Origin of the sequence: Streptomyces sp. NBC_01622, assembly GCF_045209635.1 — a bacterium.
Lineage (GTDB): Bacteria > Actinomycetota > Actinomycetes > Streptomycetales > Streptomycetaceae > Streptomyces.
This window is the reverse complement of sequence record NZ_CP109293.1, coordinates 6758264-6776476: the sequence shown is the minus strand read 5'-3', so window position 1 is coordinate 6776476 and position 18213 is coordinate 6758264. Positions and strand designations below refer to the sequence as shown.

The window sequence follows — 18213 nt, the reverse complement described above, 5'->3', positions numbered from 1 at the left end:
TGATTTGCGGCTACCGCCGCGTGCGCGCGACCAGCCACGACGGACCGGCAGCCAAAGGACTACTTACGCGTCCTTGGCCTCTTCGTCGGCCTCGACCTCAGCCGGCTTCGCGTCCTCGACGACCTCAACCGGAGCCTCGACAACAGCCTCGGCATCCTTCGCGGCACGCTTGGTCGCCGCCTCGGCCTCACCCGTCGCAGCCTGTGCAACAGTCAGCGCCTCGACGAGCTCGATGACAGCCATGGGCGCGTTGTCACCACGACGGTTACCGATCTTGGTGATACGGGTGTAGCCACCGGGACGGTTCTCGTAGCGCGGGCCGATCTCGGTGAAGAGCGTGTGGACGACGCTCTTGTCCGTGATCACCTGGAGCACCTGACGGCGGTTGTGAAGGTCGCCCTTCTTCGCCTTGGTGACCAGCCGCTCGGCGTACGGCCGCAGCTTGCGGGCCTTCGCCTCGGTGGTGGTGATACGGCCGTGCTCGAAGAGGCTCTTCGCGAGGTTCGCGAGGAGGAGCTTCTCGTGCGCGGCACTGCCGCCCAGACGGGCACCCTTGGTGGGCTTCGGCATTTCTTTCTCCTTGGTATCTGCCCCGGCCGTATCAGGTACCGGGGTCAGGACCCGGCGAGCGGACGCTCACCGGCAACAACCGATCAGTACTGCTCGGTCTCCACAAAACCCGCGTCCACGTCGTCGTCGGCGCCGAAGGCGTCGGCGGCTGCGGTCGGGTCGAATCCGGGCGGGCTGTCCTTCAGGGCCAGGCCCATGCCGGTCAGCTTCGCCTTGACCTCGTCGATGGACTTCGCACCGAAGTTGCGGATGTCCAGGAGGTCGGCCTCGGAACGAGCCACGAGCTCACCCACGGAGTGGATGCCCTCGCGCTTGAGGCAGTTGTAGGAGCGGACGGTGAGTTCCAGCTCCTCGATCGGCAGGGCGAGGTCGGCGGCCAGGGCGGCGTCCGTGGGGGACGGGCCCATGTCGATGCCCTCGGCGTCGATGTTCAGCTCGCGCGCGAGACCGAACAGCTCCACCAGGGTCTTGCCGGCCGACGCCATCGCGTCACGCGGACGCATCGCCTGCTTCGTCTCGACGTCGACGATCAGCTTGTCGAAGTCGGTGCGCTGCTCGACACGCGTCGCCTCGACCTTGTACGTGACCTTCAGCACCGGCGAGTAGATCGAGTCGACCGGGATACGGCCGATCTCCTGACCCACCTGCTTGTTCTGCACGGCGGAGACGTAACCGCGGCCACGCTCGACCGTGAGCTCCATCTCCAGCTTGCCCTTGCCGTTCAGCGTGGCGAGGACCAGGTCGGGGTTGTGTACCTCGACACCGGCCGGGGGCGCGATGTCGGCGGCGGTGACCAGACCCGGACCCTGCTTGCGCAGGTACATCACGACCGGCTCGTCGTGCTCCGAGGAGACAACGAGCTGCTTGATGTTGAGGATCAGGTCGGTGACGTCCTCCTTGACGCCCGGCACGGTGGTGAACTCGTGCAGAACGCCGTCGATCCGGATGCTGGTGACAGCGGCACCGGGGATCGAGGAGAGGAGCGTACGACGGAGGGAGTTGCCGAGGGTGTAGCCGAAGCCGGGCTCCAGCGGCTCGATCACGAACCGGGAACGGAACTCGTCAACGACCTCTTCGGTCAGAGACGGACGCTGAGCGATCAGCATGAGGTGATTCCTTCAGTCATGGACACCCACTATTTGATGTCCTGCTGTTACTGCAAGGGTACGGGCGATACGGCTCCGAAAAGCCGTACCGCCCGGAAACCCAGAACTACCGGCCGTGCGTCAGACGCGGCGGCGCTTCGGCGGACGGCAGCCGTTGTGCGGGGTGGGGGTGACGTCCTGGATGGAGCCGACCTCAAGACCGGTGGCCTGGAGGGAGCGGATCGCGGTCTCGCGACCGGAGCCCGGGCCCTTCACGAAGACGTCGACCTTGCGCATGCCGTGCTCCTGCGCGCGACGGGCGGCCGACTCGGCGGCCATCTGCGCGGCGAAGGGGGTGGACTTGCGCGAGCCCTTGAAGCCGACGTGGCCGGCGGAGGCCCAGGAGATCACGTTGCCCGAGGGGTCCGTGATCGAGACGATCGTGTTGTTGAACGTGCTCTTGATGTGCGCGTGGCCGTGAGCGACGTTCTTCTTTTCCTTGCGGCGCACCTTCTTGGCAGCGCCCTGACGACCCTTGGGGGGCATCTATTACTCCTACGGGGAGGTGGTCGGTCCTACAGCGAAGACCGCTGATGAAGCGTTGTCCGCTGCGGACTACTTCTTGCCCGGCTTCTTCTTGCCGGCGATGGCGCGACGCGGACCCTTGCGGGTACGAGCGTTCGTGCTGGTGCGCTGACCGCGAACGGGCAGACCACGACGGTGACGGAGACCCTGGTAGCAGCCGATCTCCACCTTGCGGCGGATGTCGGCCTGGATCTCGCGACGGAGGTCACCCTCGGTCTTGATGTTGGCGTCGACGTACTCGCGAATCGCGACGAGCTGCTCTTCCGAGAGGTCGCGAACGCGGGTGTTGGGGTCGATGCCGGTCTCGGCCAGCGTCAGCTGGGAAAGGGTCCGACCAATGCCGAACACGTAGGTGAGGGCGACCTCCACGCGCTTTTCGCGCGGGATGTCGACACCGGAAACGCGTGCCATTCAATGGCTCCAGTTGATCTTCGGAGGTCTTCCGCAGAACCGGACCCCAGCCGCCGGCCTCTTCGTTCGAAGATTTGGTACGGCGTGGGTCCCCAGCCTCCGAGCCGGGGGTGTCGGGCGCCTACTACGCCCGGGTCCTGCGTATGAACATGTATTGCTCGCGTCGCGCGAATCTCTGCGAATCGATGCAGAGGGAAGGTCGTGCGTCAGCCCTGGCGCTGCTTGTGGCGCGGGTTCTCGCAGATGACCATGACCCGACCGTGACGGCGGATCACCCTGCACTTGTCGCAGATCTTCTTGACGCTCGGCTTGACCTTCATTGGTGAGGTTCTCCGGGTCAGTTGCCTGCGGCGCCGCTTGCGCGGAACCTGGGCAAGATCTACTTGTAGCGGTAGACGATCCGGCCACGCGTGAGGTCGTACGGAGACAGCTCCACCACGACCCGGTCGTCAGGGAGGATACGGATGTAGTGCATACGCATCTTGCCGCTGATGTGTGCCAGGACCTGGTGGCCGTTCTGGAGCTCGACCTTGAACATGGCGTTCGGAAGAGACTCGACGACAGTGCCCTCGATCTCGATGGCACCTTGCTTCTTGGCCACGCTTCGCCCTTCGAATCGACTACCTTGATCGACTCGCGCGCGTTCCCCTTGCGGGGTGCATGCGGACATGCGGGTGCACGAGAGCCGACGAGTCAGTCTACGTCAGGGCCCTCGGAAAGACGAATCGATGGAGGATGCCCCGGGGCGTAGATCACTAAGCGCGCTGAGAGTATTTAGGGGCGCGGGACTGTGACATGTGCGGCTCCGCCGCGTGGGCGCGACCAGCCCCCACCGGCGGTCAGCCGGACAACTACGCAACAGGATCCGGCGCAGCCGTGATCCCGTACTCAGCCAGCTTCGCCTTACCCCCGTCGGGAGCCGTCAGCACAAGCGGCCCCTCCTCCGTCAGAGCGACCGAGTGCTCCCAGTGCGACGACCACGTCCCGTCGGTCGTGATCACCGTCCAGTCGTCGGAGAGCACCTCGGTCTTCGGCGTACCGAGCGACACCATCGGCTCGATGGCCAGGCAGAAACCGGGGATCAGCTTGGGGCCCTTGCCGCGCCGCTTCTCCACGTAGTTCAGCAAGTGCGGGTCCATGTGCATCTCGGTACCGATGCCGTGGCCGCCGTAGTCCTCGACGATTCCGTACTTGCCGCCGCCGGGCTTCGGCTGGCGGCGGATGTACGTCTCGATCGCGCGGGAGATGTCGACCAGGCGGTTGCCGAGCTTCATCGCGGCGATGCCGGCCCACATCGACTCCTCGGTCACCCGGGAGAGCTCGATCAGCTCCGGGGCGTGGCCGGAGCCGACGAACGCGGTGTACGCCGCGTCGCCGTGCCAGCCGTCGATGATCGCGCCGCAGTCGATGGAGATGATGTCGCCGTCCTTGAGGACGACCTCGTCGGACGGGATGCCATGGACGACGACCTCGTTCACCGAGGTGCAGATGGTGGCCGGGAAGCCGCCGTAGCCGAGGAAGTTGGGCTTCGCGTTCTGGTCGGCGAGGACCTTGCGGGCGACCTCGTCCAGATCCTTCGTGCTCGCGCCGGGTACGGCCGCTTCACGCGTGGCCGCGTGGATCGCGGCAACGACCAGCCCCGCCTCGCGCATCTTGACGATCTGCTCGGGGGTCTTGATCTGCACCATGGGGGCCTGCGCTCTCCGTCTTCCGCGTCACTTGGGATATGGCTGTACACAACAGTACGGCCGCGACGCCCCTGGGGGCACCGCGGCCGGATCTGCCGGGCGACTACTTGTCGTCGTTGCCCTCGTCGTCGCGCTTCAGCGCGTCCAGCGCGCGCTGGGTGATCTCGTCCACCGGGCCGAGCGAGGAGATCGTGACCACCAGGCCCTGGGCCTTGTAGTAGTCGATGATCGGCTCGGTCTGCGTGTGGTAGACCTCCAGCCGGGTGCGGACCGTGTCCTCGGAGTCGTCGTCGCGCTGGTACAGCTCGCCGCCGCAGGTGTCACAGACACCGTCCTGCTTGGGCGGGCTGTACGTCACGTGGAAGACGTGGCTGGAGTCCTTCCGGCAGATGCGGCGGCCGGCGATGCGCTTGACCACCTCTTCCTCGGAGACCTCCAGGTCGAGGACCGCGTCCAGCTTGATGCCCTCGGTCTTCAGCAGTTCGTCCAGCGCCTCGGCCTGCGACACATTGCGCGGAAACCCGTCCAGGAGGAAGCCGTTGACGGCGTCCGGCTGCTCCATGCGGTCCTTGGCCATCGCGATGGTGACCTCGTCCGGGACCAGGTTGCCCGCGTCCATGTAGGACTTCGCCAGTTTGCCGAGTTCCGTGGCCTGACTGATGTTGGCACGGAAGAGGTCGCCCGTGGAGATGTGCGGGATGTGCAGCGTCTTGGCCAGTCGCACAGCCTGCGTTCCCTTACCGGCGCCCGGCGGCCCGACGAGGACGATTCGCATCAGCGGAGGAACCCTTCGTAATTGCGCTGCTGGAGCTGGCTCTCGATCTGCTTCACCGTCTCGAGACCGACGCCCACGATGATGAGGATGCTGGTCCCGCCGAACGGGAAGTTGCCGCTTGCGTTGAAACCGACCAACGCCATCGTCGGTACGAGAGCGATCAGACCCAGATACAGCGAACCCGGCCAGGTGATCCGGTTGAGTACGTAGCTCAGGTACTCAGCGGTGGGCCGGCCAGCCCGGATGCCCGGGATGAAGCCACCATACTTCTTCATGTTGTCGGCGACTTCCTCGGGGTTGAACGAGATCGCCACGTAGAAGAACGCGAAGAAAACGATCAGCAGGAAGTAGCTGACCAGGTAGATCGGGTGGTCACCCTTGGTCAGGTTCTGTGTCACCCAGGTCTTCCAGGCGGAGTCGCCGCTGGAGAACTGCGCGACCAGAGCCGGGATGTAGAGCAGCGAGGACGCGAAGATGACGGGAATCACACCCGCCTGATTGACCTTCAGCGGGATGTAGGTCGACGTACCGCCGTAGGAACGGCGGCCGATCATGCGCTTCGCGTACTGGACCGGGATGCGGCGCTGGGCCTGTTCGACGAAGACCACCAGGCCGACCATCACCAGGCCGACGAGGATGACGGTGCCGAACTCGATCCAGCCGCCGGCCAGCGTGCCCTGCTTCTTGATGGCCCACAGCGCGGACGGGAAGGTGGCCGCGATCGAGATGAACATCAGGATCGACATGCCGTTGCCGATGCCGCGGTCGGTGATGAGCTCGCCGAGCCACATCACGACGCAGGTGCCGGCGGTCATGGTGACGACCATGGTGATGGTCGTGAAGATGGCACGGTCCGGGACGATGCTCGTCGCGACCGTGCAGCCGGAGAAGAGGGCGCCGCTGCGGGCGGTGGCCACCAGGCCGGTGCCCTGCAGGATGGCGAGCGCCACGGTCAGATAGCGCGTGTACTGCGTGATCTTCGCCGTACCGGCCTGGCCCTCCTTCTTGAGGGCCTCCAGACGCGGGATCACCACGGTCAGCAGCTGCAGAATGATGCTTGCCGTGATGTACGGCATGATGCCGAGCGCGAAGACCGTGATCTGCAGCAGCGCACCGCCGGAGAACATGTTGACCAGCCCGAAGAGGCCCTGGTTGCCGGAGGCCTCGGTCACACACTGCTGTACGGCCGTGTAGTTGACGCCCGGGATCGGAACGTGGGTACCGACCCGGTAGACCACGATGATGGCGAGCGTGAAGAGCAGCTTCTTGCGCAGGTCGGGCGTCCTGAACGCCCGGGCGAACGCGGTGAGCACGGTGCCTCCTGCGACCCCCGCGCGCGTGCGTCAAGGGTGACGGTCTTGAGGTTCGACGAATAAGAACAGTGCAGGCCACCTTACCGGCGACTCTGCCCCCGTGGAACGACCAACCGGGGATACCCCGTTATGGGGTATCCCCGGTCGGGATCGCTTATGTCATCGCGCTCAGACGAGCTCGGTGACGGTACCGCCGGCGGCGGTGATCTTCTCCTTGGCGGAACCGGAGACGGCGTCCACCGTCACCTGCAGCGCAACGGAGATCTCGCCCTGGCCGAGGACCTTGACGAGGCTGTTCTTGCGCACCGCACCGTTGGCGACGAGACCCTCTACGGTGACCTCGCCACCCTCCGGGTACAGGGACGCCAGCTTGTCGAGGTTCACGACCTGGTACTCGGTCTTGAACGGGTTGCGGAAGCCCTTCAGCTTCGGAAGACGCATGTGGAGGGGCATCTGGCCACCCTCGAAGCGCTCCGGAACCTGGTAACGGGCCTTCGTACCCTTGGTTCCACGACCGGCCGTCTTACCCTTCGACGCCTCACCACGACCCACACGGGTCTTGGCGGTCTTGGCGCCCGGGGCGGGACGGAGGTTGTGGATCTTGAGCGGGTTGTTCTCCGCCATGATCAGTCGACCTCCTCAACCGTCACGAGGTGGCGGACGGTGTGCACCATTCCGCGGAACTCGGGGCGGTCCTCCTTGACGACCACGGTGTTGATCCCCTTGAGACCAAGGGACCGCAGCGTGTCACGGTGGTTCTGCTTGCTGCCGATGTACGACTTCGTCTGCGTGACCTTGAGGCGAGCCATTACGCACCCGCCCCGGCACGTGCACGAAGGAGAGCCGCGGGGGCGACGTCCTCGAGGGGCAGACCGCGGCGGGCCGCGATCTCCTCGGGACGCTGCAGGCCCTTGAGGGCCGCCACGGTCGCGTGCACGATGTTGATCGCGTTGGACGAACCGAGCGACTTCGACAGGATGTCGTGAACGCCGGCGCACTCCAGGACAGCTCGCACCGGGCCACCGGCGATAACGCCGGTACCGGGGGAAGCAGGCTTGAGCAGGACGACGCCCGCGGCCTTCTCGCCCGTGATCGGGTGCGGGATGGTGCCCTGGATACGGGGGACCTTGAAGAAGTGCTTCTTGGCCTCCTCAACACCCTTGGCGATGGCGGCCGGCACCTCCTTGGCCTTGCCGTAACCGACACCCACGGTGCCGTCACCGTCGCCCACCACGACCAGCGCGGTGAAGCTGAAGCGACGACCACCCTTGACAACCTTGGCGACGCGGTTGATCGCGACTACGCGCTCAACGTACGCGGTCTTCTCGGCGGCAGCAGCGCCGCCGTCACGGCCCTTCCGGTCCCGCCGCTCGCCGCCACCGGCACCGCTTCCACGGCGCTGGGGTCCAGCCATTGGATTACCTCTCTCTTTCCGCTAGCTACGGAAGCGACTAGAACTTCAGTCCGGCTTCGCGGGCGGCGTCCGCCAGGGCGGCGATGCGCCCCGCGTACTGATTGCCGCCACGGTCGAATACGACAGCCTCGACACCGGCGGCCTTGGCGCGCTCGGCGACCAGGGCGCCGACCGACTTGGCCTGCGCGGACTTGTCGCTCTCGCCGCCGCGGATCGAGGTGTCCAGGGTCGACGCCGACGCCAGGGTGTGACCCTTGATGTCGTCGATGACCTGGGCCACGATGTGGCGGTTGGAGCGGGTCACGACCAGGCGCGGACGCTCAGCCGTACCGGAAATGTGCTTCCGGATGCGGATGTGACGACGCTTGATGGCAGCACGCTTGTAAGCGTCGCCCTTAGCGATCTTCGTACCGTATGCCATGGCTTACTTACCCGCCTTTCCGACCTTGCGCCGGATGACTTCGCCCTCGTACTTGACGCCCTTGGCCTTGTACGGGTCGGGCTTGCGCAGCTTGCGGATGTTGGCCGCAACCTCGCCGACCTTCTGCTTGTCGATGCCCTCGACCGAGAAGTGCGTCGGGTTCTCGACCTTGAACGAGATGCCCTCGGGCGCCTCGACCGTGATCGAGTGGCTGTAGCCGAGCGCGAACTCGAGGTTCGATCCCTTGGCCGCAACGCGGTAACCGACACCGCTGATCTCGAGCTTCTTCACGTAACCCTCGGTCACGCCGGTGATCATGTTCGCCACCAGCGTGCGGGACAGGCCGTGCAGGGCCTTGTTCTGACGCTCGTCGTTGGGGCGGGTGACGTTGAGAACGCCGTCCTCACCCTTGGCGATGTCGATCGGCGAAGCAACGGTGTGGGTCAGCGAGCCCTTGGGGCCCTTGACCGAGACCGTACGGCCGTCGATGGTGACGTCCACGCCGGCGGGAACCGTGATGGGGAGCTTGCCAATACGCGACATAGCTTCTTCCGTTCCCTTCCGCTACCAGACGTAGGCGAGAACTTCTCCGCCTACGCCCTTCTTGCCGGCCTGCTTGTCGGTGAGGAGACCGTGCGACGTGGAGATGATCGCCACGCCGAGGCCACCGAGCACCTTGGGCAGGGAGGTGGACTTCGCGTACACCCGGAGACCGGGCTTGGAGATCCGCTTGATGCCCGCGATGGAGCGCTCACGGTTCGGGCCGAACTTCAGCTCGAGGACGAGGTTCTTGCCGACCTCGGCGTCCTCGACCTTCCAGCCCGTGATGAAGCCCTCCTGCTGGAGGATCTCCGCGATGTGAGACTTGATCTTGGACGCCGGCATCGTCACTGAGTCGTGGTATGCCGAGTTCGCGTTCCGCAGACGCGTAAGCATGTCTGCGATCGGATCAGTCATGGTCATGAATTGGCCTTCGGCCTCTCTCGCCGGGGTTTCCAGGTGCCCATCCCTCTCCTCGATCCGAGACGAGGCGGGTGCGGTGCGGTGGACCTACGGCGTAGTAAGCATTCATTAGCGGACAGGGTCCGCGTGCGTATGGGCGGCAATCAGGCGCCCAACCCCCCTAGCCTAAGCCATGGAGGGGTGGGCACCTGACCGTACCCTTTGCTTACCGAGAGCTTCGGGAGTCCGGAACTACCGGACTACCAGGAGCTCTTGGTCACGCCCGGCAGCTCGCCACGGTGAGCCATCTCACGAAGGCACACGCGGCAGAGGCCGAACTTGCGGTACACGGAGTGCGGACGGCCGCAGCGCTGGCAGCGCGTGTAGCCACGTACTCCGAACTTGGGCTTACGAGCAGCCTTGGCAATCAGAGCCTTCTTCGCCATCTCGCTTACGCCTCCTTGAAGGGGAAGCCGAGGTGACGGAGAAGGGCACGGCCTTCGGCGTCGTTGGTCGCCGTGGTCACCACGGTGATGTCCATACCCCGGACGCGGTCGATCTTGTCCTGGTCGATCTCGTGGAACATGACCTGCTCGGTGAGACCGAAGGTGTAGTTGCCACGACCGTCGAACTGCTTGGGAGACAGACCACGGAAGTCGCGGATGCGCGGAAGCGCGAGCGACAGGGTGCGGTCCAGGAACTCCCACATGCGGTCGCCACGGAGCGTGACGTGGGCACCGATCGGCTGACCCTCGCGCAGCTTGAACTGCGCGATGGACTTGCGGGCCTTGGTGATGGCCGGCTTCTGACCGGTGATCGTGGTCAGGTCACGGACGGCACCGTCCATGAGCTTGGAGTCACGGGCGGCGTCGCCGACACCCATGTTGACCACGATCTTGACGAGGCCGGGGATCTGCATGACGTTCTCGTAGGAGAACTCCTCACGCAGCTTGCCCGCGATCTCCTCGCGGTACTTCGTCTTGAGACGCGGAGTGGTGGTGGTAGTCATCAGATGTCCTCACCCGTCCGCTTGGCAACGCGAACCTTGTTGCCCTCGTCGTCGAAGCGGTAGCCGACACGCGTGACGACCTTGTTGCCGTCCTTCTCAACGACCAGCTGGACGTTGGAGACGTGGATCGGCGCCTCGGTCGTGACGATGCCACCGGCCTGCGAGCCCTTTGCGGTGGGGCCGGCCTTGGTGTGCTTCTTGACCCGGTTGACACCCTCGACCAGGACGCGCTCGTCGCGCGGGTAAGCGGCAATGACCTTGCCCTGCTTGCCCTTGTCCTTGCCGGTGATGACCTGAACCGTGTCACCCTTCTTGATCTTCATGCTTACAGCACCTCCGGAGCCAGCGAGATGATCTTCATGAACTTCTTCTCGCGCAGCTCACGCCCGACCGGGCCGAAGATGCGGGTGCCACGAGGGTCGCCGTCGTTCTTCAGAATGACGGCGGCGTTCTCGTCGAAGCGGATGTACGAGCCGTCCGGACGACGGCGCTCCTTCACGGTGCGAACGATGACGGCCTTGACGACGTCACCCTTCTTCACGTTGCCACCGGGGATCGCGTCCTTGACGGTGGCGACGATGACGTCACCGATGCCCGCGTAGCGGCGACCGGAGCCACCGAGCACACGGATGCAAAGGATTTCCTTCGCACCAGTGTTGTCGGCGACGCGCAGTCGCGACTCCTGCTGGATCACGTCTATCTCCTGATCGTCTGCCGGTTCCCCAAGGGCCGTTCGGTGAACGGCCCTTGGAGCCTGGCGGAACTGTCCTGCGGGAAATTCCCCGCAGGCGGTATCTATTGGAATTCCCTTGCGGGAATTACCTACTTGGCCTTCTCGAGGATCTCGACGATGCGCCAGCGCTTCGTCGCGGACAGCGGACGCGTCTCCATGAGGAGGACGCGGTCGCCGACGCCTGCGGCGTTCTGCTCGTCGTGGGCCTTGAGCTTGTTCGTACGGCGGATGACCTTGCCGTACAGCGCGTGCTTCACGCGGTCCTCGACGGCGACGACGACGGTCTTGTCCATCTTGTCGCTGACGACGAGACCCTCACGGGTCTTGCGGAAGCCGCGGGAAGCGGTCTGCTCTTCAGTCACGTTGCTCTCGCTCATCAGGCGCTCTCCACCGTCTCGATGCCCAGCTCGCGCTCACGCATCAGGGTGTAGATCCGCGCGATGTCCTTCCGGACGGCCTTCAGCCGACCGTGGTTCTCGAGCTGACCGGTCGCCGCCTGGAAGCGGAGGTTGAACAGCTCTTCCTTGGCTTCGCGGAGCTTCGCGAGAAGCTCCTCGTCACCCAGTTCGCGCAGCTCGGACGCCTTGGTACCGGCCGACATCACGCTTCACCTGCCTCGCGCTTGACGATCCGGCACTTCATCGGCAGCTTGTGCGCTGCGCGAGTGAGGGCCTCACGGGCGATCTTCTCGTTGGGGTAGGACAGCTCGAACATGACCCGGCCCGGGTGCACGTTCGCGATCCACCACTCGGGAGAACCCTTACCGGAACCCATGCGGGTCTCGGCGGGCTTCTTCGTGAGCGGGCGGTCCGGGTAGATGTTGATCCAGACCTTGCCGCCACGCTTGATGTGGCGGGTCATCGCGATACGGGCGGCCTCGATCTGGCGGTTCGTCACGTACGCCGGCGTGAGGGCCTGAATGCCGTACTCGCCGAACGAAACCTGCGTACCGCCCTTGGCCTGACCACGACGCTTGGGGTGGTGCTGCTTGCGGTGCTTGACCCGTCGGGGGATCAGCATTTCGGTCAGGCCTCCGTTCCGGTGCTCTCAGCCGGAGCGGCAGCGGCGGCGGGAGCCTCGGCCTTGGGGGCCTCGGCAGCCGGCGCGGACTGCTGCTGCGGCTTGCGGCCGCGGCCGCCACGCTCGCCACCGCGGCCACCGCCACGGGCCGGGCGGTCGCCGCCCGGGCCGCCACCGCGAGCCGGGCGGTTACCCGCACGGGCAGCGGCGTTCTCGGCGCGGACCTCGGCGATGTTCTTGACGTCGCCCTTGTAGATCCAGACCTTCACACCGATACGGCCGAAGGTCGTCTTGGCCTCGAAGAAGCCGTAGTCGACGTTCGCGCGGAGCGTGTGCAGGGGCACACGGCCCTCGCGGTAGAACTCCGAGCGGGACATCTCGGCGCCGCCGAGGCGGCCACCGCACTGGATCTTGATGCCCTTGGCGCCGGCCTTCATCGCCGACTGCATGCTCTTGCGCATGGCACGGCGGAAGGAGACGCGGGAGGACAGCTGCTCGGCGACGGCCTGGGCCACCAGCTGAGCGTCCGTCTCCGGGTTCTTGACCTCGAGGATGTTCAGCTGGACCTGCTTGCCGGTCAGCTTCTCCAGGTCACCACGGATGCGGTCGGCCTCGGCGCCGCGGCGGCCGATGACGATGCCCGGGCGCGCGGTGTGGATGTCCACACGCACACGGTCACGGGTGCGCTCGATCTCCACCTTCGAGATGCCGGCGCGCTCCATGCCGGACGTCATCATCCGACGGATGGCGACGTCTTCCTTGACGTAGTCCTTGTACAGCTTGTCGGCGTACCACCGGGACTTGAAGTCCGTGGTGATGCCGAGCCGGAACCCGTGCGGGTTAACCTTCTGGCCCATTACCGGGTTCCTTCCTTGCTGCTGACGACCACGGTGATGTGGCTGGTCCGCTTGCGGATCCGGTAGGCGCGGCCCTGGGCACGCGGACGGAACCGCTTCAGGGTCGGACCCTCGTCGACGTATGCCTCGGAGATGACGAGGCTGCCGGCGTCGGTGTGGTCGTAGTTGTGTGCGGCGTTGGCAATGGCGCTGTCAAGCACCTTGCCGACCGGCACGCTCGCGGCCTGCGGGGCGAAACGCAGGACCGCCTGAGCCTCCGTGGCGTCCATGCCACGGATGAGGTCCACCACGCGGCGGGCCTTCATGGGCGTGACGCGGATGTACCGCGCCTGGGCCCTGGCTTCCATGGTTGTCCCTTCAGTGTTTGTCATGGTCGTTCACCCCGCGCTAGCGGCGCTTCGACTTCCGGTCGTCCTTGACGTGACCCCGGAAGGTGCGCGTCGGCGAGAACTCGCCGAGCTTGTGGCCGACCATCGACTCGGTGACAAACACCGGGATGTGGGTCTTGCCGTTGTGCACCGCGATCGTGTGGCCGAGCATGGCCGGGACGATCATCGAGCGGCGGGACCAGGTCTTGATGACGTTCTTGGAACCGGCTTCGTTCTGTACGTCCACCTTCTTGATGAGGTGTCCGTCGACGAAGGGTCCCTTCTTGAGACTGCGCGGCATCTAAACCCGCTCCTAGCGCTTCTTGTTCGTCTTGCGGCGGCGGACGATGTACTTGCTCGAAGCCTTCTTCGGCGAACGAGTACGACCCTCCTTCTGACCCCACGGGGAGACCGGGTGGCGACCACCGGAGGTCTTGCCCTCACCACCACCGTGCGGGTGGTCGACCGGGTTCATCGCGACACCACGGACGGACGGGCGAACGCCAAGCCAGCGCTTGCGGCCGGCCTTGCCCCAGTTGATGTTGCTCTGCTCGGCGTTGCCGACCTCGCCGACCGTGGCGCGGCAGCGCTGGTCGACCAGGCGGATCTCACCGGAAGGCATACGAAGGTGGGCCATCGTGCCCTCCTTCGCGAGCAGCTGCACGGAGGCACCGGCGGAGCGGGCGAACTTGGCGCCGCCACCGGGACGGAGCTCGATCGCGTGGATCGTGGTACCGACCGGGATGTTGCGGAGCGCCAGGTTGTTGCCCGGCTTGATGTCGGCCCCGGGACCGTTCTCGACACGGTCACCCTGCTGCAGGTTGCGCGGGGCGAGGATGTAGCGCTTCTCGCCGTCCGCGTAGTGCAGCAGCGCGATGCGCGCGGTGCGGTTGGGGTCGTACTCGATGTGCGCGACCTTCGCCGGCACGCCGTCCTTGTCATGGCGACGGAAGTCGATGACGCGGTAGGCGCGCTTGTGTCCGCCACCCTGGTGGCGAACGGTCACACGACCGGAATTGTTACGGCCGCCCTTGCTGTGCAGCGGGCGGACCAGCGACTTCTCCGGCGTGGACCGCGTGACCTCGACGAAGTCGGCGACGCTGGAGCCACGGCGGCCCGGCGTAGTCGGCTTGTACTTGCGGATTCCCATTTCTCAGTCCTCGTCCGATATCGGACGATCCGACCCGCTTACGCGGCCGGACCGCCGAAGATGTCGATACGGTCGCCCTCAGCGAGGGTCACGATCGCGCGCTTGCTGCCCGCGCGCTGACCGAAACCGGTCTTGGTGCGCTTGCGCTTGCCCTGGCGGTTGATCGTGTTGACCCCGGTGACCTTGACCGAGAAGACCGCCTGGACGGCCTGCTTGATCTGGGTCTTGTTGGCGCCCGGGGCCACGATGAAGGTGTACTTGCCCTCGTCGAGGAGCGCGTAGCTCTTCTCCGAGACGACCGGCTTCAGCAGCACGTCACGGGGATCCGTGAACGACTTGCTGATCGGCGTCTCGACGGTGTTCTTGCCCTCGGTCTCGTGGCGCTTCGCCTTGGCGATGCGCGCGACCTTCTTGGCCTTGGCGGCCTTCGAGGCGATGCTCGGGTGACGCGTAGCCATCAGGCTTCGCTCCCTTCGGTGTCAGCGGCCTGGGGGCCAGACACGAAGGACTCGAAAGCGGCCTGGGTGAAGACCACGTCGTCCGAGACGAGAACGTCGTACGTGTTCAGCTGGCCCGGCTCCAGGATGTGGACCTGGGGCAGGTTGCGCGCGGAAAGCAGCGCGGCCTCGTCGGAGCGCTCGATGACCAGGAGCACGTTCTTGCGCTCGCTGACCTTGCCGAGGAAACTCCTGGCGGCCTTGGTGGAGGGGGTCTCGCCCTCGATCACGCCGGTGATGACGTGGATGCGAGCGTTGCGGGCCCGGTCGGTGAGGGCGTGGCGCAGGGCCGCGGCCTTCATCTTCTTCGGGGTCCGCTGCGAGTAGTCACGCGGCGTGGGGCCGTGGACGACGCCACCGCCGGCGAACTGCGGGGCGCGGGTCGAACCCTGACGGGCGCGGCCGGTGCCCTTCTGGCGGTACGGCTTCTTACCGCCACCGCGGACCTCGCCACGACGCTTGACCTTGTGCGTGCCCTGACGGGCGGCGGCCAGCTGTGCGACGACGACCTGGTGAAGCAGCGGGATGCTGATCTTCTCTACGTCGAAGATCTCGGCCGGGAGCTCTACGGTCCCGGCGGTGTCGCCGGAGGGCGACTGAATGTCAATGGTGCTCATAGTCCTCAGGCCCCCTTGGCCGCGGTACGGACCAGGACGAGGCCGCCGTTCGGACCCGGGATGGCTCCCTTGATGAGGAGCAGTCCCTTCTCCGCGTCAACAGCGTGAACGGTCAGGTTCTGGGTGGTGACCCGCTCGTTGCCCATGCGGCCCGCCATGCGGACGCCCTTGAACACACGGCCCGGGGTGGCACAGCCACCGATGGAGCCGGGAGAGCGGTGCTTGCGCTGGACACCGTGGCCGGCGCCGAGGCCCCGGAAGTTGTGGCGCTTCATGACACCGGCGAAGCCCTTGCCCTTGCTCTTGCCGGTCACGTCGACCTTGACGCCGGCCTCGAACACCTCAGCGGTGATCTCCTGGCCGAGCGTGTACTCGGAGGCGTCCGCGGTGCGGATCTCGACGAGGTGGCGACGCGGCGTGACATCGGCCTTGGCGAAGTGACCCTTGAGGGGCTTGTTCACCTTGCGCGGGTCGATCTCGCCGAAGGCGATCTGGACCGACTCGTAGCCGTCACTGTCGTTCGTACGGACCTGGGTCACGACGTTGGGGCCGGCCTTGACCACGGTCACGGGAACAACACGGTTGTTCTCGTCCCAAACCTGCGTCATGCCGAGCTTCTCGCCCAGGATGCCCTTGATCTGCTTTGCCATCTTCAGCTCACCGACCCCTAGAGCTTGATCTCGATGTCGACACCGGCCGGGAGGTCGAGTCGCATCAGAGAGTCAACGGTCTTGGGGGTGGGGTCGAGGATGTCGATCAGGCGCTTGTGCGTGCGCATCTCGAAGTGCTCGCGAGAGTCCTTGTACTTGTGCGGCGACTTGATGACGCAGTACACGTTCTTCTCAGTGGGCAGCGGCACCGGGCCCGCGACCGACGCACCAGTGCGGGTCACCGTCTCGACGATCTTCTTCGCCGAGCTGTCGATGACCTCGTGGTCGTAGGCCTTGAGCCGGATGCGGATCTTCTGTCCCGCCATGGCTACTCAGTAGTCCTGTCTCTAGTAACGCTCTGCACCCCGGTACGCCCTTCTGCTCTCCACGATTCCTCCGACCCACGCGGTCGGGTGTGTCGCGCTCTCACCGACACAGAAGTCCCATATACGGAACTTCCCAGCTGGGAAAGCACGGCCCTTCCGGAACCGCAGGCCGAGGGCGAAGAAGCCCACCGGGTGCCTGGTCGGCGCCGCACTGACACTTCCCGAAAGATTCCCGTACGTCCGTCCCAGCGCTGCCGTTAAGACAGTTGGGACGACGAGTACCGTGGGACTCGCTTCCGGTCCTCCCGACGGGAGGCGCGCAGCATCAACACTCGACCGAGCAACTCGGACAGTCTGCCATATGGGGCAGGGGGCTGGCCAATCGGGGCGTAGAGATTACCCCTGGAGTGACGCAGGTCAAACACGCGCGCCCGGCACGCGACTCGCCCAGCCCCCATCGCCGTTCACCTCTGTGAATGAGAATCAAGTACACATCCATTGACGCGTCCACAGCAAGCGCTTACGGTCCCTCACGAGAACGCGGGAAAGCGCTTTCCCTTGCACGGCACCCCTGGTCATGGGACGACCCTGGAGGCAGAACGATGCAAGTGAGACCAGTCATGGCGTGTGTCGGCCTGGTGGCCGGCACACTCGTAGCACTCTCCGGCACCCCGGCGCAGGCCGCGAACGCCACCCAGTACGTGTCACCGACCGGTACCGCGAGCGCGGCCGGCACCCTCTCCGCCCCCACCACCCTCGCCACGGCGATCAGCCGCATCGAGTCCGGCGGCACGATCTATGTGCGCGGCGGGACGTACAACTACTCGTCGACCGTCACCGTCCCCGTGGGCAGCGACGGCACGTCGAGCGCGCGGACCACCCTGACCGCCTACTCCGGCGAGACCCCGGTCCTCAACTTCTCGGCGCAGAGCGAGAGTTCGTCGAACCGCGGGCTCCAGCTGAACGCCAACTACTGGCACCTCTACGGCCTCACCGTGGAGCACGCCGGCGACAACGGGATCTACGTCGGCGGCAGCAACAACGTCGTCGAGCGCGCGGTGACGGCGTACAACCGCGACACGGGTCTGCAGCTGGGCCGCATCTCCTCCAGCACGCCGAGCTCCCAGTGGCCCTCGAACAACCTGATCGTGAGCTCGGAGTCGCACGACAACGAGGACTCCGGCGGCGAGAACGCCGACGGCTTCGCGGCGAAGCTCACCACCGGCACCGGGAACGTCTTCCGCTACGACGTCTCCCACAACAACATCGACGACGGCTGGGACCTCTACACCAAGACCGACACCGGCGCCATCGGCCCGGTGACCATCGAGTACTCCCTCTCCTACGGCAACGGCACCCTCACCGACGGCACCCAGAACGCGAACGGCGACCGCAACGGCTACAAGCTCGGCGGTGACGACATCGCCGTCAACCACGTCGTCCGGCACGACATCGCCTACGGCAACGGCCATCACGGGTTCACCTACAACAGCAACCCGGGCACGATGACGATCTCGAACAACGTCGGCATCGACAACGCGGAGCGCAACTTCTCGTTCGACACGGGTACGTCGGTGTTCCGCACGAACACGTCGTGCCGGTTCGCGGTCAGCGGCTCGAACGACAAGACCGTCGGGGACGCGGACAGTTCGAACCAGTTCTGGACGGGGACGAACGGTGCACGCTGCGGGCCCTACTCAGGGAGCCTGGGCTGGTCCTTCACCTCGGGCGGCAACCTCGCGGTGACGTTCGGCGGCAAGGTGGTGAACCCGTAGGGACGGC

The 18213-nt window shown here is 65.7% G+C and carries 31 protein-coding genes; 1 reads left to right on the top strand and 30 read right to left on the bottom strand.

The window, feature by feature from the left end:
- Positions 1–63: 63 nt before the first annotated feature.
- The 30 genes from rplQ to rpsJ form a co-directional block, all read right to left on the bottom strand.
- Complete coding sequence (rplQ, locus tag OH768_RS31320) at positions 64–570, bottom strand: 50S ribosomal protein L17 (RefSeq protein ID WP_406459133.1); 507 nt, start codon at positions 568–570, stop codon at positions 64–66.
- A gap of 83 nt (positions 571–653) precedes the next feature.
- Positions 654–1676, bottom strand: coding sequence for a DNA-directed RNA polymerase subunit alpha (locus tag OH768_RS31315; protein ID WP_406459131.1), 1023 nt, complete (start codon positions 1674–1676; stop codon positions 654–656).
- Between the two features lie 120 nt (positions 1677–1796).
- Entirely contained in the window at positions 1797–2201 is a 405-nt protein-coding gene (gene rpsK / locus OH768_RS31310) for a 30S ribosomal protein S11 (RefSeq protein WP_003956432.1), read from the bottom strand.
- A gap of 69 nt (positions 2202–2270) precedes the next feature.
- On the bottom strand, positions 2271–2651 hold the full coding sequence (gene rpsM / locus OH768_RS31305; RefSeq protein ID WP_019055531.1) for a 30S ribosomal protein S13: 381 nt from the start codon (positions 2649–2651) through the stop codon (positions 2271–2273).
- Positions 2652–2857: 206 nt separating this feature from the next.
- Complete coding sequence (gene rpmJ, locus OH768_RS31300; protein ID WP_003998809.1) at positions 2858–2971, bottom strand: 50S ribosomal protein L36; 114 nt, start codon at positions 2969–2971, stop codon at positions 2858–2860.
- 59 nt (positions 2972–3030) lie between these two features.
- Positions 3031–3252, bottom strand: a complete 222-nt coding sequence (gene infA / locus OH768_RS31295; protein ID WP_003948620.1) for a translation initiation factor IF-1 — start codon at positions 3250–3252, stop codon at positions 3031–3033.
- Positions 3253–3502: 250 nt separating this feature from the next.
- On the bottom strand, positions 3503–4339 hold the full coding sequence (map, locus tag OH768_RS31290; RefSeq protein ID WP_406459128.1) for a type I methionyl aminopeptidase: 837 nt from the start codon (positions 4337–4339) through the stop codon (positions 3503–3505).
- A 103-nt stretch (positions 4340–4442) separates the two neighbouring features.
- Positions 4443–5114 carry an adenylate kinase gene (locus OH768_RS31285; RefSeq protein ID WP_359608888.1) on the bottom strand — a complete coding sequence of 224 codons (672 nt, stop codon included), beginning with the start codon at positions 5112–5114 and terminating at the stop codon, positions 4443–4445.
- On the bottom strand, positions 5114–6427 hold the full coding sequence (gene secY, locus OH768_RS31280) for a preprotein translocase subunit SecY (protein ID WP_406459126.1): 1314 nt from the start codon (positions 6425–6427) through the stop codon (positions 5114–5116). The genes OH768_RS31285 and secY overlap by 1 nt, the downstream gene beginning before the upstream one ends.
- 168 nt (positions 6428–6595) lie before the next feature.
- Entirely contained in the window at positions 6596–7051 is a 456-nt protein-coding gene (gene rplO, locus OH768_RS31275; protein ID WP_043676833.1) for a 50S ribosomal protein L15, read from the bottom strand.
- Positions 7052–7053: 2 nt separating this feature from the next.
- A complete protein-coding gene (gene rpmD, locus OH768_RS31270) occupies positions 7054–7236 on the bottom strand; it encodes a 50S ribosomal protein L30 (RefSeq protein WP_006376032.1) in 183 nt (60 codons plus the stop codon).
- Positions 7236–7841 (bottom strand): 30S ribosomal protein S5, encoded by a 606-nt coding sequence (rpsE, locus tag OH768_RS31265; RefSeq protein ID WP_006376045.1) that lies wholly within the window; start codon positions 7839–7841, stop codon positions 7236–7238. Before rpsE ends, rpmD begins: the two co-directional genes overlap by 1 nt.
- 37 nt (positions 7842–7878) lie before the next feature.
- Positions 7879–8262 carry a 50S ribosomal protein L18 gene (gene rplR / locus OH768_RS31260; protein WP_019055526.1) on the bottom strand — a complete coding sequence of 128 codons (384 nt, stop codon included), beginning with the start codon at positions 8260–8262 and terminating at the stop codon, positions 7879–7881.
- A 3-nt stretch (positions 8263–8265) separates the two neighbouring features.
- The gene (gene rplF / locus OH768_RS31255) at positions 8266–8805 is read right to left on the bottom strand and encodes a 50S ribosomal protein L6 (RefSeq protein WP_043676830.1); all 540 of its coding nucleotides are present in this window, start codon (positions 8803–8805) and stop codon (positions 8266–8268) included.
- Positions 8806–8826: 21 nt separating this feature from the next.
- The gene (gene rpsH, locus OH768_RS31250; RefSeq protein WP_013001411.1) at positions 8827–9225 is read right to left on the bottom strand and encodes a 30S ribosomal protein S8; all 399 of its coding nucleotides are present in this window, start codon (positions 9223–9225) and stop codon (positions 8827–8829) included.
- 239 nt (positions 9226–9464) lie between these two features.
- Positions 9465–9650 carry a type Z 30S ribosomal protein S14 gene (locus OH768_RS31245; protein ID WP_003948630.1) on the bottom strand — a complete coding sequence of 62 codons (186 nt, stop codon included), beginning with the start codon at positions 9648–9650 and terminating at the stop codon, positions 9465–9467.
- Between the two features lie 5 nt (positions 9651–9655).
- Positions 9656–10213 (bottom strand): 50S ribosomal protein L5, encoded by a 558-nt coding sequence (gene rplE, locus OH768_RS31240; RefSeq protein WP_019072280.1) that lies wholly within the window; start codon positions 10211–10213, stop codon positions 9656–9658.
- A complete protein-coding gene (gene rplX / locus OH768_RS31235; RefSeq protein ID WP_019072281.1) occupies positions 10213–10536 on the bottom strand; it encodes a 50S ribosomal protein L24 in 324 nt (107 codons plus the stop codon). Before rplX ends, rplE begins: the two co-directional genes overlap by 1 nt.
- Positions 10537–10538: 2 nt before the next feature.
- Positions 10539–10907: a 50S ribosomal protein L14 gene (rplN, locus tag OH768_RS31230; RefSeq protein ID WP_003998823.1), complete on the bottom strand. Its 369-nt coding sequence runs from the start codon at positions 10905–10907 to the stop codon at positions 10539–10541.
- A 128-nt stretch (positions 10908–11035) separates the two neighbouring features.
- Positions 11036–11323: a 30S ribosomal protein S17 gene (rpsQ, locus tag OH768_RS31225; RefSeq protein ID WP_019072282.1), complete on the bottom strand. Its 288-nt coding sequence runs from the start codon at positions 11321–11323 to the stop codon at positions 11036–11038.
- Positions 11323–11547 carry a 50S ribosomal protein L29 gene (gene rpmC, locus OH768_RS31220; protein WP_003998824.1) on the bottom strand — a complete coding sequence of 75 codons (225 nt, stop codon included), beginning with the start codon at positions 11545–11547 and terminating at the stop codon, positions 11323–11325. Before rpmC ends, rpsQ begins: the two co-directional genes overlap by 1 nt.
- Positions 11547–11966 (bottom strand): 50S ribosomal protein L16, encoded by a 420-nt coding sequence (gene rplP / locus OH768_RS31215; RefSeq protein WP_010986348.1) that lies wholly within the window; start codon positions 11964–11966, stop codon positions 11547–11549. The genes rpmC and rplP overlap by 1 nt, the downstream gene beginning before the upstream one ends.
- A 5-nt stretch (positions 11967–11971) precedes the next feature.
- The gene (gene rpsC / locus OH768_RS31210) at positions 11972–12823 is read right to left on the bottom strand and encodes a 30S ribosomal protein S3 (RefSeq protein ID WP_019072283.1); all 852 of its coding nucleotides are present in this window, start codon (positions 12821–12823) and stop codon (positions 11972–11974) included.
- Positions 12823–13170, bottom strand: coding sequence for a 50S ribosomal protein L22 (rplV, locus tag OH768_RS31205; RefSeq protein ID WP_006604878.1), 348 nt, complete (start codon positions 13168–13170; stop codon positions 12823–12825). Before rplV ends, rpsC begins: the two co-directional genes overlap by 1 nt.
- A gap of 40 nt (positions 13171–13210) precedes the next feature.
- Complete coding sequence (gene rpsS, locus OH768_RS31200; RefSeq protein WP_019055518.1) at positions 13211–13492, bottom strand: 30S ribosomal protein S19; 282 nt, start codon at positions 13490–13492, stop codon at positions 13211–13213.
- 12 nt (positions 13493–13504) lie between these two features.
- Positions 13505–14341, bottom strand: a complete 837-nt coding sequence (rplB, locus tag OH768_RS31195; RefSeq protein ID WP_019055517.1) for a 50S ribosomal protein L2 — start codon at positions 14339–14341, stop codon at positions 13505–13507.
- A 38-nt stretch (positions 14342–14379) separates the two neighbouring features.
- The gene (gene rplW / locus OH768_RS31190) at positions 14380–14799 is read right to left on the bottom strand and encodes a 50S ribosomal protein L23 (protein WP_200681734.1); all 420 of its coding nucleotides are present in this window, start codon (positions 14797–14799) and stop codon (positions 14380–14382) included.
- Complete coding sequence (rplD, locus tag OH768_RS31185) at positions 14799–15455, bottom strand: 50S ribosomal protein L4 (RefSeq protein ID WP_388113708.1); 657 nt, start codon at positions 15453–15455, stop codon at positions 14799–14801. Before rplD ends, rplW begins: the two co-directional genes overlap by 1 nt.
- Before the next feature lie 5 nt (positions 15456–15460).
- Positions 15461–16105 (bottom strand): 50S ribosomal protein L3, encoded by a 645-nt coding sequence (gene rplC, locus OH768_RS31180; protein ID WP_262064200.1) that lies wholly within the window; start codon positions 16103–16105, stop codon positions 15461–15463.
- Positions 16106–16122: 17 nt separating this feature from the next.
- Positions 16123–16431, bottom strand: coding sequence for a 30S ribosomal protein S10 (gene rpsJ, locus OH768_RS31175; protein ID WP_003948644.1), 309 nt, complete (start codon positions 16429–16431; stop codon positions 16123–16125).
- Positions 16432–17051: 620 nt separating this feature from the next.
- Between rpsJ and OH768_RS31170 the strand changes: the two genes are divergently transcribed.
- Positions 17052–18206: a right-handed parallel beta-helix repeat-containing protein gene (locus tag OH768_RS31170; RefSeq protein WP_406459118.1), complete on the top strand. Its 1155-nt coding sequence runs from the start codon at positions 17052–17054 to the stop codon at positions 18204–18206.
- Positions 18207–18213: the final 7 nt, after the last annotated feature.